At 66.4% G+C, this 14,870-nt stretch carries 16 protein-coding genes and 1 pseudogene; 12 read left to right on the forward strand and 5 right to left on the reverse strand.

The genetic code is table 11. The features are described 5' to 3' along the window. Positions 1 to 551 precede the first annotated feature (551 nt). Genes FCI23_RS22325 through FCI23_RS22350 form a run of 6 tightly spaced genes read left to right on the forward strand, consistent with a single transcriptional unit; the run spans position 552 to position 6,084 of the window. Entirely contained in the window at positions 552 to 2,135 is a 1,584-nt protein-coding gene (locus tag FCI23_RS22325) for a pyridoxal phosphate-dependent decarboxylase family protein (RefSeq protein WP_136725699.1), read from the forward strand. 14 nt (positions 2,136 to 2,149) lie between these two features. Continuing rightward, the gene (locus tag FCI23_RS22330) at positions 2,150 to 3,724 is read left to right on the forward strand and encodes a phenylacetate--CoA ligase family protein (RefSeq protein ID WP_136725700.1); all 1,575 of its coding nucleotides are present in this window, start codon (positions 2,150 to 2,152) and stop codon (positions 3,722 to 3,724) included. 56 nt (positions 3,725 to 3,780) lie between these two features. Then, the gene (locus tag FCI23_RS22335) at positions 3,781 to 4,209 is read left to right on the forward strand and encodes a hypothetical protein (RefSeq protein WP_136725701.1); all 429 of its coding nucleotides are present in this window, start codon (positions 3,781 to 3,783) and stop codon (positions 4,207 to 4,209) included. Between the two features lie 43 nt (positions 4,210 to 4,252). After that, positions 4,253 to 5,050: a hypothetical protein gene (locus tag FCI23_RS22340; protein ID WP_136725702.1), complete on the forward strand. Its 798-nt coding sequence runs from the start codon at positions 4,253 to 4,255 to the stop codon at positions 5,048 to 5,050. 33 nt (positions 5,051 to 5,083) lie between these two features. Then, positions 5,084 to 5,515, forward strand: a complete 432-nt coding sequence (locus tag FCI23_RS22345; RefSeq protein ID WP_136725703.1) for a hypothetical protein — start codon at positions 5,084 to 5,086, stop codon at positions 5,513 to 5,515. Between the two features lie 14 nt (positions 5,516 to 5,529). Further along, entirely contained in the window at positions 5,530 to 6,084 is a 555-nt protein-coding gene (locus tag FCI23_RS22350; protein ID WP_136725704.1) for a hypothetical protein, read from the forward strand. Positions 6,085 to 6,168: 84 nt separating this feature from the next. Here FCI23_RS22350 and FCI23_RS22355 read toward each other — a convergent pair whose 3' ends face one another. Beyond that, the gene (locus tag FCI23_RS22355) at positions 6,169 to 6,789 is read right to left on the reverse strand and encodes a cysteine hydrolase family protein (RefSeq protein WP_136725705.1); all 621 of its coding nucleotides are present in this window, start codon (positions 6,787 to 6,789) and stop codon (positions 6,169 to 6,171) included. 156 nt (positions 6,790 to 6,945) lie between these two features. Between FCI23_RS22355 and FCI23_RS56540 the strand changes: the two genes are divergently transcribed. Further along, complete coding sequence (locus FCI23_RS56540; RefSeq protein WP_169316892.1) at positions 6,946 to 7,122, forward strand: hypothetical protein; 177 nt, start codon at positions 6,946 to 6,948, stop codon at positions 7,120 to 7,122. 129 nt (positions 7,123 to 7,251) lie between these two features. Next, positions 7,252 to 7,422, forward strand: a complete 171-nt coding sequence (locus FCI23_RS56545; protein ID WP_169316893.1) for a hypothetical protein — start codon at positions 7,252 to 7,254, stop codon at positions 7,420 to 7,422. On the opposite strand, the gene FCI23_RS22360 is transcribed toward FCI23_RS56545, so the two are convergent. Then, the gene (locus FCI23_RS22360) at positions 7,407 to 8,303 is read right to left on the reverse strand and encodes an SDR family oxidoreductase (protein ID WP_136725706.1); all 897 of its coding nucleotides are present in this window, start codon (positions 8,301 to 8,303) and stop codon (positions 7,407 to 7,409) included. The genes FCI23_RS56545 and FCI23_RS22360 overlap by 16 nt on opposite strands. 127 nt (positions 8,304 to 8,430) lie before the next feature. Between FCI23_RS22360 and FCI23_RS22365 the strand changes: the two genes are divergently transcribed. Together FCI23_RS22365 and FCI23_RS59920 are read left to right on the forward strand one after the other, a co-directional pair. Then, on the forward strand, positions 8,431 to 9,012 hold the full coding sequence (locus tag FCI23_RS22365) for a TetR/AcrR family transcriptional regulator (protein ID WP_136725707.1): 582 nt from the start codon (positions 8,431 to 8,433) through the stop codon (positions 9,010 to 9,012). Between the two features lie 111 nt (positions 9,013 to 9,123). Then, complete coding sequence (locus FCI23_RS59920; protein WP_246143902.1) at positions 9,124 to 10,200, forward strand: hypothetical protein; 1,077 nt, start codon at positions 9,124 to 9,126, stop codon at positions 10,198 to 10,200. Here the strand turns inward: FCI23_RS59920 and FCI23_RS22375 are convergent. Further along, a complete protein-coding gene (locus FCI23_RS22375) occupies positions 10,197 to 10,739 on the reverse strand; it encodes a hypothetical protein (RefSeq protein ID WP_136725708.1) in 543 nt (180 codons plus the stop codon). The genes FCI23_RS59920 and FCI23_RS22375 overlap by 4 nt on opposite strands. Between FCI23_RS22375 and FCI23_RS22380 the strand changes: the two genes are divergently transcribed. Then, positions 10,726 to 11,529 carry a S8/S53 family peptidase gene (locus FCI23_RS22380; protein ID WP_136725709.1) on the forward strand — a complete coding sequence of 268 codons (804 nt, stop codon included), beginning with the start codon at positions 10,726 to 10,728 and terminating at the stop codon, positions 11,527 to 11,529. The two genes, FCI23_RS22375 and FCI23_RS22380, sit on opposite strands and share 14 nt — an antisense overlap. Positions 11,530 to 11,639: 110 nt before the next feature. Here the strand turns inward: FCI23_RS22380 and FCI23_RS22385 are convergent, their stop codons facing one another. Further along, positions 11,640 to 13,262 carry a hypothetical protein gene (locus FCI23_RS22385; RefSeq protein ID WP_136725710.1) on the reverse strand — a complete coding sequence of 541 codons (1,623 nt, stop codon included), beginning with the start codon at positions 13,260 to 13,262 and terminating at the stop codon, positions 11,640 to 11,642. A 391-nt stretch (positions 13,263 to 13,653) separates the two neighbouring features. Here FCI23_RS22385 and FCI23_RS22395 point away from each other — a divergent pair. Beyond that, positions 13,654 to 13,860 (forward strand): annotated as a pseudogene (locus FCI23_RS22395) (ISKra4 family transposase); the annotation flags it as partial. 78 nt (positions 13,861 to 13,938) lie between these two features. Here the strand turns inward: FCI23_RS22395 and FCI23_RS22400 are convergent. Continuing rightward, positions 13,939 to 14,574, reverse strand: coding sequence for a DNA-3-methyladenine glycosylase I (locus FCI23_RS22400; RefSeq protein WP_136725711.1), 636 nt, complete (start codon positions 14,572 to 14,574; stop codon positions 13,939 to 13,941). Positions 14,575 to 14,870 lie beyond the last annotated feature (296 nt).

The following is a 14,870-nucleotide window of genomic DNA, read 5'->3' on the forward strand; positions in this document are numbered from 1 at the left end:
TCCATACCAACCTGACCCGGCCCATGCCGCCGACGCCCAGACGTCCGAGCAGCCGGTAGTCCCCGACGGAGCGCGGATCGTCCGGCTCCAGCCCTGCCAGAATGCCCTCCTGGCGTGCTCGGCCCCCGCGACCCGTGTGGCCCCCCCTGCGGGCATGCTCAGCGTAGGGCGGGGAACCGGCCGGCGAGACGAACTCCCATTCCTCAACGACCTGTTGGGGCTCCGAACGTCACGGAGAAGCGGGCCCCTGGTCCGCATGGTGGCCCGCGCCGTCGCGGACGGCTTGCGTTCGAGAGGTCGAAACGCCGGGCGAATCGAGTGTGCGAGGCGAAGAAACGATTCACGCTTGGCCCGGTTATTCACGCGGAGCGGCCAGGACCGGTGGAACCGCAGCGAGGTCATAAGCGATCGAACGTCAACCCGCGCATTCCGCGCCTCCGATGGGGTGAAAACACTGGACAAGGGCACCTTCGAGGAGACACGCTGGACAACGTCTTCCTCATATATGAACGTCAGGCCATACGGCCTACTTCCCATAGGGAGCTCGCTTAGTGGAATCGCGGTCGAACAATCCGACCTTTGAGCAGCGCGACGGATCGGATTCGTTTTCTGCCATCCAGAGGTCAAGGTCCTCCGCACCGATCACGACCGGAGCGCCGCAGAGCGGATTATTGCTCGATGCGTTCGACGCGAAGCTTCTCCGGGATAATTCGGAAACGGCAGTAAGCCGGTTGGAAGACCATCTGGCTGATTTATCGGTCAGGGGTCTCGACCTGATTGATCCCGCAGCGTTGTCGCAGGCCGCGAGAGCATTGATGACCACCGAGCACGAGAGTATCGCACCCTTCGACGAGAAGCGGCTGAACGCGATCATCGACCTGTACATCAGGACGGGGATCCAGGTCCATTCGCCCGGCTACATGGGACGACAGTTCTCGGGCGTCGTTCCGCTCGGCGGCGTCATCGACTTCGTGAGTGCGGTGGTCAATCAGCCGTCGTCGTTCTACGAGGCGGCCCAGTTGCCCAATGTGGCGGAACGGATCATGGCCGACGAACTGAACCGGTTCATCGGATGGGATCCGGGAAGCTTCGCCATGGTGACCACCTCCGGTGGATCACTGGCCAATCTGACCGCGCTGCTGGCGGCCAGGAACAAGATGTTCCCCGACTTCTGGTCGGACGGCAGTCCGGCGCCCGCCGGGCGGGCCCGTCCGGCCATCGCGGTGGGCGCCGACGCCCACTACAGCGTCTCGCGGGCCGCCGGCATCATGGGGATCGGCGAGGGGCAGATCGTGCGCCTGCCGATCAATCGCGACCATCAGATCTGCATGGACCGGGCACGGCCCACCCTGGATGAGGCCGAGCGGCGGGGGCTGAAGGTGTTCTGCCTGGTCGCCTCAGCCGGCACCACCTCCGTCGGCGCCTTCGACCCGATCGACGAACTCGGCGACCTCGCCCGGGAGAAGAACATCTGGCTGCACGTCGACGGCGCGCACGGAGCGAGCCTCCTGGTGTCGGACAAGCTTCGCCGGAAACTGGAGGGAATCGAGAAGGTCGATTCCCTGGCGTGGGATGCCCACAAGCTGATGTTCGTTCCCGCGCCGTGCACGCTGCTGTTCTACCGGAACAAGAAGGACAGCCTCGCGGCGTTTCGGCAGGAAGCCAGTTATGTGTTCACCGAGGATCCGGACATCTACACCGAGCTCGACAGCGGGGACAAGAACTTCGAGTGCACCAAGCGCCCCATGATCATGGCGCTCTGGGCTTTGTGGGCCGTCTACGGCCGTGCTCTTTTCGCCGAGAAGATCGAGTACCTCTGTGAATTGACGGAGGAGATCCACCGAGTCCTCGTCGAAGAGACCGATTTCGAGACGGCGCACCGCCCGGAGGCCAATATTCTGTGCTTCCGCTACCGCCCCAACGGCGTCGGGGACAAGGACGTGCACCGCTTTCAATTGGCGATCACGGACCGAATCAAGCGGCAGGGTAATTTCTTCATCTCCAAGGTGAACATCGACGGTACCGCCGCTTTGCGTGTGGTAGTGATGAACCACCGGATCACCACCGAGCACTTCCGGATGCTGCTGGATGAGATCAGGCGGGTCGGGCGAGACCTGCTCCGCAGCGGCGAATGAACAGCGGAGTCAATATGAACAGGCAATCGATGGTGAGTTCCCTGAGTGTTCCGCAGGCTCGGCTGGCGCCCGGAGACGCCGTCGAACTGGCGAGCCGGCTTATTCCTGACTGGGAGTTGAAGCCGGATTCCGTCGACGCCGTTGAGAAGCTCCCCTCTTTCGCGAGCAAGATGCGGGAGTGCGAGCGGGTCTGCAACGCGCCGTACAGCGAGCTCTCCCACAATGTCCAGGACGCCCTGGTGCTGCGCCGCCTCCAGCAGATGCTCAACACGGTGATGCTCAATCCGCTGTGGCGCAGCCGTCTGGCCGGCGCGGGGGTCACCCGCGCTCCAGAGACGTACGACGCGTGGCAGCGGATTCCGCTGTCCGGCAAGGACACTCAGCGCGACTTCTTCATGGACTCGCGTCCGGGCATGGTGGTCCCGCTCGGCCGTGGCGGGTTCGAGATCGTGGCCAGCGGCGGCACCAGCGGCGGGAGTCCGCTGGAGACGGTGTACTCGCTGAGCGAACTGCGGGACACCTACGAGGTCGCCGGCCGTTTCATGGGGACCTATCAGCTGAGCGAGTACCTCCCCGGCACTGACCCCAAGTGGCTCTGCACCACGCTCGCCGACTACCAGATGTGGAGCAGCGGCACCATGGTGGGCGGTGTGCTGGCCAACGTGCCGGGCGTCAACTACATCGGTGCCGGCCCGGTCACGGCCCCGGTGCTGGAGCACATGTTCTCCTATCCGGGCCCGAAGGCGCTGATGGGGATCACCGCGGGCATCGCGATCCTGAGCGACCTCGGCGCGGGTATGAGCCGGGAGGCGAAGGACAGCTTCAGGGTCGCCCTGTACGGAAGCGGTGTGCTGCCGCAACGCAAGCGGGTGGAACTCCAGGCGATGTACCCGAACTTGGTGATCCTCAGCTACTTCGCCGCCACCCAGGCGGAGACCATCGGGTTGCAGCTGCGGCACACCTCTCCCTACCTGGCGGCCGTCCCAGGGCTGCACCTCGTCGAGATCGTCGACGAGAACGGCCGCTGGGTGGCCGAGGGCGAGGAGGGCGAGCTGGTGGTCACGCGCCTGCACGCGCACCAGGCACCGCTGCTGCGACTCAAGCTGGGGGACAGGATGATCCGGCGGCCCAGGGTCGACGGGCCGGGGCTGAAAACCCAGCAGTTCGAGTTCGCGGGCCGCACCGGCGACATCCTTCACCTGAACGACAGTCAGTACTCCGCTTCGCGCGCCTACGACGCGCTGCGCGAGGACCTGCAGAAAGTGGCGGCGGTGGATCTGGACATGGTGGCTCATGAGACCCAGTTCGTGAACCACCGCGAGAGCAAGACCATCACGCTGCTCGCGTCGGTCGACGATGTCCACGGCCTGACATACAAGATGGACGCCGCGCTCGGCCCTTACGGAGTGCAGCACCTCTTCGTCAACTCCCTGCCCCGCTCCCTGTCGCTGTTCAACCAGGGAGAGGCGAATCCGGACTCGATCGAGAAAACGGGGTACCGCTTCCAGATCAAGTTCGTGCACAAGTCGTCTGCGGAGATCGAGCGGACGGAGGTCGGAAAGGTACCCCTGGTCCGGGACCGGGGCTGACACAACAACCAGTGCGACAAGCAGTGCGACAACACGGTACGAGGAATGGAGTGAGTATGAAGCCGCAAGTCAATATCGCCGTCGTCGTGGACGTCATCGGGGCGCTCTCGGACAAGTCATTGCTCAACGGCAATCTGTGCATGGTGGATGACGGGTCGTTCGACAGCACGGGCCAGGGAACGTCCGAGCTGTGCACCGTGGTCGTGCCGGGCCAGGTCGTCCAATGGTCAGCCCTGGCGGTGGACCTCCAGACGCCGGTCGAGATCAAGAGCATCACGTTCCTCGGGCCGGGTGACGGCGAGGACGGAGACCGCGGCGGGGATCACAGCCTGGACGGCGACCACCTGGATCTCAACGTCTGGGCCGGAGTGGTGCCGCCCTTCATGGCGCCCGGGGTGCCCCACAAGTACCAGCTGGAACTGCAGATGTACGAGGGCGGGCACAGCGTGCTGCACATCGACTCGCCCGCCCTGATGCGCCTGTAGGCGATATGTCCATAGGCGGAATCCCAACGAGGAAGGCGGGCTTATGACCCAACAGCTAGCGATCATCCTGCTCGTGGACGTCGGCAACGCGCTCGCGTCCCGGACCCTGGAAGGCAACACCTACCTGTTCGACAACATGAAGCTGCACGGCTCTGAGAACCAGGGCACTGGCGACCTGGTGACCGCGGTCAACGGTGCCTACTGGAGCGATGGGTCGCAGGCGGGCGAACAGGTGCTCAACTGGCTTCCGTACAGCCTGGGATCGATCCCGCCAACGGTCCCCCGCGGTTACCACGCCTCCCGGGCCCGGGAGGCCGACCGGCAGGCCCTGGCCGAAATGACGGTGCTCGCGAACCGGCCGACGGCCGGCGGCGAGGACAGCGAAGCCGCGCTGGCCCTGATCCGGAAGAACATCGGTGCGCCGGTCAAGACCATGTCGCGCACCCGCGCCCTCTCCGGGCAGCAGGTCTTGGATGTCACCGGCGAGGTGGTCGCGGACCACACCCAGGGCGCGCACAGCTACCCGACCCCGATCATCACCGACATCTTCGGTGAGGCGGTCGACGAGAAGGTCATGTACCCGGCCGAGTACGGCTCCCCGGACCTGGTGACCGACGGCTGGTACTGGTCCGCGACGGTCGACACGTCCCGTCCGGGAACGTACGCGTACAAGATGAGGATCCAGCTCCACGAGCTGATCCAGCGGGCCGGCGAGTGGACCTGGGAGCCGGTCAACCTGACGTGCGAGTCAAAGCTCTGTATCACGTCGGAGCCAAAGCGGAACGGCTTCACCAAGGCAGGCATGGGCTATCTGCCCCTCAGTCCCGCCACGTGCGCGTAAAGCCACTGATCCAGTAAGGACGAGGAGGAGCGGATGACCACCAAACCGAGGCAGCAGAAGGCGACGCCGAAGCGCCCGATCTCGATCACCGCCGTGGTGGACTGCGTGGGCGCGCTGGCGGCCCAGAGCACGCACGGCAATCTGTACCTGTACGACACCAACAAGGCCGGGGGGTCCGCCGGATTCGGCACCGAAGAGCTGAAGACCAAGGTCAAGGCAGGTGACCAGCTTCTCTGGGCCGTCCTGGCGCTCGAGTGCGAGGCGTTCGTAGCCATCGAGGACATCGTGATCGACAAGGAGGTGTGCGAGCCGGTCCGGAAGGTGTACCCGGGCACCGACGTGGCCTACTGGATCGGGACGGTGAAGAAGGACGGCGTGGCGGTCGTCCCGTACCAGATCAAGTTCAAGCTGGGCACGCAGGTCGAACCGATCACCACCACCCTGTCGCCGGCTCTGGTCGGCTAGGCGAAGGAGGAACGTTGACGAACAGTACGCGCGACAGCGCTGAGGAAAAGCAGAATCCCGGACAACTGAACTCAGTACAGCTCAATATCGTCACGCTCATGAACATGGAACGGGCGGCGGCGACGGGCTCCCTGAGCGAAGCGATGTTCATGATGGACAACAGCGTCGGCGGGGCGGGCCAGGGCACCCAGCAGCTGGAGACGGTCTGCAAGCAGGGCCAAGTCCTGAACTGGATCATTCGCCCGATCGACATGGAGCGGCGGCTGGACGGCACCTGGCCACCGATGCCCAAGATCAACAACATCGTCGTCCTGGACACCGACGCGGGTGACGAGGAGGACGTCGCCGAGCGCAAGCTCTTCACCGAGCTCAAGATCTACGGGATGCCCGACCGCATGCGGTCCCAGCTGACCCCGGTCTACTACTACTGGGCCGGCACGGTGCTGAGCACCGCGAAACCCGGTGTGTACAAGTACCGGCTCGTCCTCGAACTGGAGCAGGAACACACCAAGGAGAAGCTGTACCTCAACACGATCGACCATCCGTCGATCCGGGTGATCGGGGTCTGACGCCACCCGGCCCGCAGCTCTTCCGGGGGGCCGGCTGTCGACGAAGCGCGACACCGTCCCACCGGAAGTGCTCCGGTGGGACGGTCAGGCGCGTGCGGCTTCCCGGCCCGCTTCGGTGCTGGAGAAGATGTTCGGCTTCTCCAGCGAGGCGCCACCGCGGACGGCGTCGATCCACTCCGAAGTGGTGCCGACCGACGCGAAGTGGGACTGCATGACGACCAGGACGGCACGGTGGAGTTCCTCGGCGGTCAACGCGCCGACGCGGTTGGACATGGCAAGCGTGCCGGTGGCGTCGGACAGGAACTCGACCGCGAAACCACGGTCCATGGCGTCACGGGCGGTGGACTCGTCGCAGTTCTGGGTCATGTAACCCACGATGGCCAGAGTGTCGATCTCATGGGTGGCGAGCCAGTCGGCGAGGCCGGTGAGCGCGAAAGAGGAAGCGAGCGTCTTCTCCACCAAGTGGTCGTAAGGGCGCGAGGTCACGATCTCGTGGAGGGCGAAACCATCGCTGCCACGCGCGAAGATCGGCGACGCCTCGGGGGCGGCATGCTGAATAATCACAACGGGGATGCCCGCCTCAGCCGCGGCGTCCATCGCCGCGGCGATGTTCTTGAGACTGTGGTCCACATTCGGATAACCGATGGGCAGATTTCCGCTGACGTATTCGTTCTGGACATCGATCACGACAAGGGCACGCTTCATGGCTGTATCGCTTTCTTGCCCACATCCGATGGTGCGGGTTGGAGCTGTCGATGGAACAGGCCCTGGAATCGCGGGCGTTCAACGTATGCGTTCAGAGCGTGCGTTGAGTCAAGAGTGTCTCCACCCAGGTGTGATCTGTCCAGCTATATCACTCTAATGGCTGACTGTGTACTCCGCCCAGCGCCGAGACCGGCGGACCTGTTCCGGCTGTCCTCGGCCCAGGTCGTGGTCCCCGCGCACGGAAGCGCCGGGGTCACCGTCACGATCGACGCCGCCCAGGGGACCGGCAACGGCCGCTACACCGGCCAGGTCCTGGCCACCGACCCAGGCTGACGCTCAAGTTCTGACACCCGCGATGATCCTGACGGAACCCCACAGACGGGTGACGGCTCCATCCCAGATACAGCACGGCCGAGCCTGATATCGGCGACCAGCGCCGGCCGGGGCCCCTGCCCAGCCCCCGTGCGGGGGGACGTCACAGGCCGGCCGCCGGTACCCGGCCGCCGTCTGGTCACCGTCGGCACCGGCGCCGTACTCGCCACGTACAGCAGCGAGGTGGAGGACAACGAGCCGTACGTGGACCTGGAGTACGGGTCAGCCGAACCGCGTCAGGCCCGTCAGGCGCGGAAGTAGGACCCGGCGTCCAGGTCCTGAATGAGGGTCGGCCCGCTTGGGGCCCAGCCGAGGAGCTCCTGCGTGCGAGCGCTCGAGGCGGGGATGTCCATGGCGAAGAAGTGGCCGATCCAGCCGAAGTGCTTCTGTGCGTCCTGCGGTGCGATCGAGGTCACGGGAAGGTCGAGTCCTCGTCCGATGGCCTCGGCGATCTCCCGCGTGGGGATTCCCTCCTCGCTCACCGCGTGCAGGAGCGTTCCCGCCGGGGCCTTCTCCAGTCCCAGGCGGGTGATCCGTGCGGCATCCGACCGGTGGGCCGCCGGCCAGCGGTTCGTGCCGTCGCCGACGTGGCCCACGACCCCTTTCTCACGGGCGATGGCGACCAGGGCCGCGATGAACCCGTGGTCGCCGTCGCCGTGCACGGTCGGGGCGAACCGCACGCTGACCGTGTTCACGCCGCGATCGACGAACTCCAGCGCGAGGTTCTCGCTGCCGCCCCGGGGGGACTCCAGGCCGTGGAACGGTGACCTGTCCTCCTCGGTCGCCACCCGGCCCTGCGCCGGGCCGGCGACGCCGGACGCCAGGAGGAACGGACGGCCTGATCCGGTCAGGACGTCGCCGATCGCCTGCACGGCGGCCCGTTCGGCCTGATTGGAGACAGCGGGGTTGGTGAAGTCGTGCTTGTTGGCGAGATGGACGACGGCGTCAGCGGTCGCCGCGCCCTCCCGGATGCTGTCGAGGTCGTCGAGGTCGCCGCGGCGGACCTGGGCACCCTTCGCGTCGAGGGATGCGGCCGAGGTGTCGGAGCGGGCGAGCCCGACCACCTCGTGGCCGGCGGCGAGCAGCTCGTCGACCACGGCCGAGCCGATCCACCCGGATGCTCCGGTGACGAAGACGCGCATGTGAATGATCTCCTTCGATTTCGATGGTCAAGCCTGTTGAACGAGCGAGCGATGTCAGTCGCTGACGTCAGTGACTGCCGTCACTGTAGCTGCCATGTCGGCCGCTGTCATCACTACAATGGCGGTCATGGTGCGATGGAAGCCCGGGGCGCGGGAGCGATTGCAGGCGGCGGCGATGGACCTCTACATCAGTCGCGGCTACGACAGGACGACCGCGGCCGACATCGCCCAGGCCGTCGGTCTCACGGAGCGCACGTTCTTCCGCCACTTCGCCGACAAGCGTGAGGTGCTGTTCAGCGGGCAGGAGCTGTTGGAGCAGGCCTTCCTGGACGGCGTGGCTACGGCTGTGCCGCACGCGTCGCCGCTCGAGATGGTCGAGTCCACCCTGTCGGCCGCGGCGACGTTCTTCCCGGCCGAGCGCCGCGACCACTCCAGACGACGGCAGACGATCATCTCCGAGAATCCCGCGCTGCGGGAACGGGAGTTGCTGAAGATGGCAGGGCTGGCCACGGCGCTCGCTGCCGCCCTCCGATCGCGAGGCGTCCCCGAGGCGACGGCCACGCTCGCCGGGGAATCCGGGGTGACCGTGTTCGGCGTGGCCTTCGGCAAGTGGATCGCCGAGGGTGAGGAGCGGTCGTTCCTCGACATCGAGCGCGAGGTACTGGGCGAACTCGTAGCGATGACCGCCGGCACGACGCGACCAGCGTAGCGACTAATCAACCAGGCGAACTGCCCGACGACACCCTGGCCTCACGGCCGGATCACTACCGCATTCGGGCCCCGGCACCGGTCCGGCCGGACCGGCCCCGATGGAATCGCGGTGATCACCCGCGCCCTGGTTGCCGGAGCCGCGTGGCTCGCGGCCGAGGAGATCCAGCACGCCAACACGTTCGACCGGTACGTGCGCGCCCTGACCGGGATCGAACCACGTGCCTACAAGGCCCTGTTCGACGAGCGGCTTGAGGTCGTCCGCACCGACGACCACCCCTACGTCAAACTGGTCGCGCTGTGTTGTTCGGCCTACGTGGGCGAATCGGTAATCACGATCTTCGAGCACCGCACCGACAACCTCGACCCGCGACGCACCCACTTCTTCACCCGCCTGCTGCACACCCACGGCCTGGACGAGGTACGCCATGTGCAGATCGACCACGTGGCGATGAAGATGATCTACCCGGGTCACCGACGGCCACGCACCCGGCTCATCGCCGACCCACGTGTCAGCACTACCTGCGATGATCTCCAAGGCACCGCGACGGGAGGGATCATGGGCATCGGCTACAAGACTTCATGGCTCGCAGTCCAGGACGCCGCGCCGGAGGAGGTCGCCGACGCCCTTGGCCTGCAACACCGGCACATCATGGACTGGGTAGGCGGCACGAGCGCTGCCTACCGACAAGGAGTCTTCGTGGCCAGGCCGGTCCCCGACTGGACGATCGCCCACAGTCGGATCCACCTGCCTTCCGGGAGCGACGCCACCGATCCACGCTTTCCCGCCTGGCTCCAGACGCTCAGCACGCAACTCGGCGATGTCCAATACTTTGCTACCGACCGTATCGGCGAGTATCACGCCTGGGCCAAGGTCGAATCCGGCGAGCTGACCCGCGCCTACTGCTACAGCGGCATGCAAGGCGACGTCCCCCTGCATCTCGGCGAACCCACTGAGGTGGAGAGGGAGCTCGGTGTCGGTGGGCACTGGCTCGAAGACGGATGGCAGGAGTGGCAGGAACCCGAATGGGACGCCTGGCTCGCCGCGATGCCCCGAGAAGGCGATGTCATGCGAATCGCCGAGCGCTGGGGCATCTGCCCGCTCGACATCCCGGACGACTCCGTCGACCCCCCAGGGATCTACGGCTTCCCGTCAGGCGTCGAGCCTTGTTGCAGATCCCGGCTTTAGTCCGAACGGGCACTCACTTTGCCAGCGTTGGGTGGCCCGGGATCGTCGGATGAGGCTACGGACAGTTGATCGGGTCCGCGAGGTCGAAGAAGGCGTCGATCACGGTGGCGCACCACCCGCCGGGCGGCCGACCGCCGCCGCACGCCCACAAGCAGGCCCAGCACAAAAGCACAGGTGACAGCGAGCTCTTGGCCGACCGACGCGTCCCACGGCGTCTCATTGATCCACGCGGGCATGACAACCGCACCGGCGACCGCGGCCTGCATGGCGACGAAGGCCACCCAGGCCCACACCCGCGAAAGCAGGACCGGGCAGGCGACCAACGCGATCACCCACGCCACCATCGCGGCCGCCGGCCAGGACAACCGGCCGAACAACAGGAAACCCGCGTTGGCGGTGAGCACCAGAGTCAATGAGACAGCCGGCTTCCAGCGGATCAACGCCAGCGGTGCGGTAGCCAGCAAGCCGAGCGGTTCGGTGAACTCGAAGCCGGTCGCATGACGCCCGACGCCCAAGGCCATCGCCGTGACCGCGAGCACGGCTGCCACCGTCACCGGCGCCGTGGGCCTTCGAGACCAGCTGAGCAGCGCCGCTACCGAACGGTCGATCCATGCGCCATGCCACCACGACGACTTCGGCTCGCTGACCAGCGGCAAGTGGACCGACATCGGCGTCAGCGGAGGCGGTGGGGGCGTCAGCGACGTCTACCGGCAGCCGTCGTACCAGAAAGACGTCGTCCCGGCGTCGATGGCACGGGTCAAGGTGGCCCACAAGACGGTGCTCGGCCGGACCGTGCCCGACATCGCCGCCGACGCCGACCCCGACACCGGCATGCTGGTCGGCTACACCGGCACGGACAGCCACGGGAACCCAGGGCCCTACCGCACCGTGTCGAGCGCCGGCACCAGCCTGGCCACCCCGCTGGTCGCGGGCCTGGTCGCCGACGCCCAGCAGGGCCAAAGGTCGCCCTACGGCTTCATCAACCCGCTGCTCTACCGCCTGGCCCGCACCCAGGCGTTCCACGACGCCCTGCCGATCAGCACGTCCACGCCGCAGCGGAACCGGGCCGCGTACATCGCGCCCGACGACACCTCCACCAGCGCGGACGTCGACGTCTTCGACGCCCAGAAACGCCCCGACACCCAGCAGGTGACCGCCAAGGGCTACGACACCATGACCGGCATCGGCACCCCAAACGGCGCCGCCTTCATCGCCGCCCTGCGCCGCGGCCTGTGGATACACCCCGGCGGCTCCGGCCACCGGGGTGTATCCGGCGAGCGAGGCCATGTCGGTAGGCAGTCACGTGCTCATCCGACCCGACGCCAGTGACACTGGGCTCCCGCTGACCCGTGGTAACGACCCGGCCGACCGCAAAGCTGGCGGAGCAACGCGAAGCGCCCCGCACAGGTGAGGTGCGAGGCGCTGCGGGGCTGTGCTCCTCAGCGGACGTCGACGTAGTCGCCGGCCGAGGTGGTGTTGAGGTACTGGCTGGTTGCCGCGTAGGTCGCGCTCCAGGTGCCGTCCTGCTTGGCTGTGAGCTTGACGGTGAATTTGCCGCCGTTGCCGGTCGTGGCGGTGGCCATGCGGGTTCCGTCCTTGGCACCGGGGACGCGGAAGTAGATGGCCACCCGCTGCCCGGACAGGCTCGTCCAGCTGGAGCCGTTCTGACGCTGCAGGTTTCCCGTCACAGTCAGGGTGCCGCCCTTGCGCACCGGCTCAGGTGAGGCGTTGAAGCCCGTGATCCGCGTGACGGAGCGGGTTAGGTGCACCTTGCTGGTTACTGCCGCGGTGGCGTTCGCGCTGCCCGAGTAGTGCAACCGCAGATACCCGGTGGGGTGTTTGAGGGTGTGCCAGGCATCGAAGGCGCCCGCTGCGTTCGGGGTCACTGTTGCCACAGTGGTCCACCCGGTGCTGCCGTTCTGCGACTGCTGCAGCTCGACGCGGCCGGTGGGGCGTGGGCCCGCGGAGGCTGTGAGACTGCCCTTGACGCGGATGGCTCCGGCGCCGGTGAACGTGTGGTCGCTCCATGCGAGGACGGAGCGTGAGAGTGCGTGGAGGTGGGCGTCTGCGGTGGACTGCGCGAGGTAGCCGTAGCCTCCGGTCAGCGCTGACCAGGTGGTGTCGCCGGTCACGGTGTCGAGCTTCTCGCTGAACCGGCCTCCGGAGGTGAGTTCGTAGGCGTGGTTACCGTTGGGGCCCTGGAGACCGACTTCGATGTCATGGTCGGAGGCCGGCAGCGGTGTCCAGGTGTTCGTTGTGGGGCTCAGGTACTGCGCGGTGCCGCTGACGGTGTACGCGCTGCCGTACACGGCGGTGTCGGTGGGCTTGTCGAAGACGATCCTGGTCGGGCTTGCCGTCATGGACACCTGCACAAGCTCCGTGTTGACGGTTTGACTGTCTTGCTGGACCGCGTACACGTACACGTATCCGTGGACCGGACCCGTGACCTGGTAGGTACCGTCGGGCTGGACGGTTGTCGCGACCTCCCACGGCCCCGACCCCCGAGTCCCCTCCAGGTAGACCGTTCCTCCGGTCCAGCCGGACGTGGTGACGCCGGTCGCCGGGTCGAAGGTTGAGACGCTGCCCGTAGCGGTGACCGACTGGTGCTCGAAGTCCAGCGCGGTGCGGTCCAGCGCGGTGTCGCTGAAGACGGGCAGATCCACGTAGCGGACCACGGCACGGCCGAGGTAGGCCGGGTGATCGCCGTCGGCATCAGCGAGATCGACGACTGCGTCGTAGTCGCCGTGGGCACCCAGCGCCATTCGGGCGGTGGTGCGCCACGTACCGTCCTCCGGGGTCCCGGAGACCAGCGTGAACCCGGTGACGGTCGTCACGGGCCGTTCGCCGGAGACACGGAAGGTGAGCTGCGCGGTGACGGATGCGGGGTCGATCGCGGAGTCGGAGGTGGCGTGGAAGTCGAGATAGCCAGCGTCGTTCGGGTCGGCGCCGACGGCGGATATGACGGGTAGTACGGGCGGCGTGTCTGCCAGGGCAGGGCTCGCCGAGGCAAGAGTCGCGAGCCCTGCGATGAGCGCGAGCGGAGCGATGAGGGGTCTTCGCACGAGGGGTCTCCCCAGGGAACCGGCAAGGTGGGTGGTGTAGGGCAGAGCCGCCGAATATTAGCGCATGAGCTTACTGACGGTTCGTGGGGGGGTTCCCCTCGGACGTCGTCTGGTTGCTGATGGTCTACGGCGTCGACCTGGTCGTCGGGAACCTCATCGGAGGGCGAGCCGCCGACCGTAACCGTGACCGCGCCCTGGTCCTCGCCCTGCTCGGACTCACCATCACCCTGGCCGTGTTCGGCCTGCTGGCCGGCAGCGCCACGGCGGGAGCTCCTGGTGAACGTGGATGTCTTGGTCGACTACACGTCCTACTGGAGTTCCGTTGCCTTGTCAGCCCACGATCACCTCAGGCACTTGACGACGGCCCGGAAACCTTAACTACCCGGCCTTGGCCTGCCGCCACCTGATCAAGGACCAGCTCGACATCACCGGCGCCCGCTGGGGCCCAGACGGCGCCGAAGTCGTGCTACGCCTGCGCGCCCTGCGCTCCAGCGGCGACTTCGAGACCTACTGGGCCTACCACGAAGCCCGCGACTACCAACGCAACCACCTCACCCGCTACAAAAACGGGATCCTGCCAGAAACCGCAGAACCCTAGACCCGGCTAGGACCTGCACCCATCGACGAAAACAGCTATAGCAAGTGATCGCCAGGTTGCGCGGAGAGGCTCATTGGGTCATAGGCGCTTCCAAGTGCCGGAGGATCCGCGGCGATGACTGTCGAGGAGATGGGTGTCAATCATGCCGATGGCCTCCATCAAGGCGTACATGCTGGTCGGCCCGACGAAGGCGAAGCCCTTGCTACGCAGCGCTTTGGCTAGGGCCTGGGATTCCCTGGACCGCGTGGGGATATCCGAGAGTATGCGCGGCCGTGGTGTCTCGCGCGGCTGGTGAGACCAGACCAGGGCCGGTAAGCCCCCCTCGGCCCGCAAAGTGACAGTCGCACCGGCGTTGCTGATGGTAGCCAAGATCTTTTGCCGGTTGCGTACGATTCCCGAATCGGCCATCAGACGCTCGATGTCGCGGTCGGTGTAGGCGGCGACCTTCTCCGGGTCGAATTCGTCAAATGCCTCGCGGAACGCCGGCCGTTTGCGGAGGATCGTGGCCCACGACAGACCAGCTTGGAAAGCCTCCAGGCTGATTCGCTCGAAAAGGCCTTGTTCACTGCGTACCGGCATGCCCCACTCGGTGTCGTAGTAGGCGCGCAGTAACGGATCGGTCGCCGCCCAAGGTGGTCGGGCCAACCCGTCTTCGCAGATCAATGCCCCGCTTTCCGCGTGCCGGGCGGCGATGGAAGGGGTCTGCAGGCTCAAGTTACTCCTTCTTGATAGCAGTGAGGTTTTTCGATCGTGGTTTCGCCGGGGGTCTTACGACGTCGTGCGCGGTAGCTGAGACCCCGGTCTGAGCATGCAAACGGCCGTGCGAGACGATCATGATTGTGACGTCAAGAGGGGCCCGCACGGCCTTGAGCCATCGTATCTGCACCGGGATCCCGCGCCGTCGCCTCGGCAAGCTGATCGCGGAGTTGGCCGAGCCGTGGGTGGCCGGGCAGGAGTCCCAGCTGCGTGAACGCCGGGGCCATGACCGGCTGCGCGCCGCCGGAGCAGGT

The sequence above is a fragment of the Actinacidiphila oryziradicis genome, from assembly GCF_005047355.1.
Classification (GTDB): Bacteria; Actinomycetota; Actinomycetes; order Streptomycetales; family Streptomycetaceae; genus Actinacidiphila; species Actinacidiphila oryziradicis.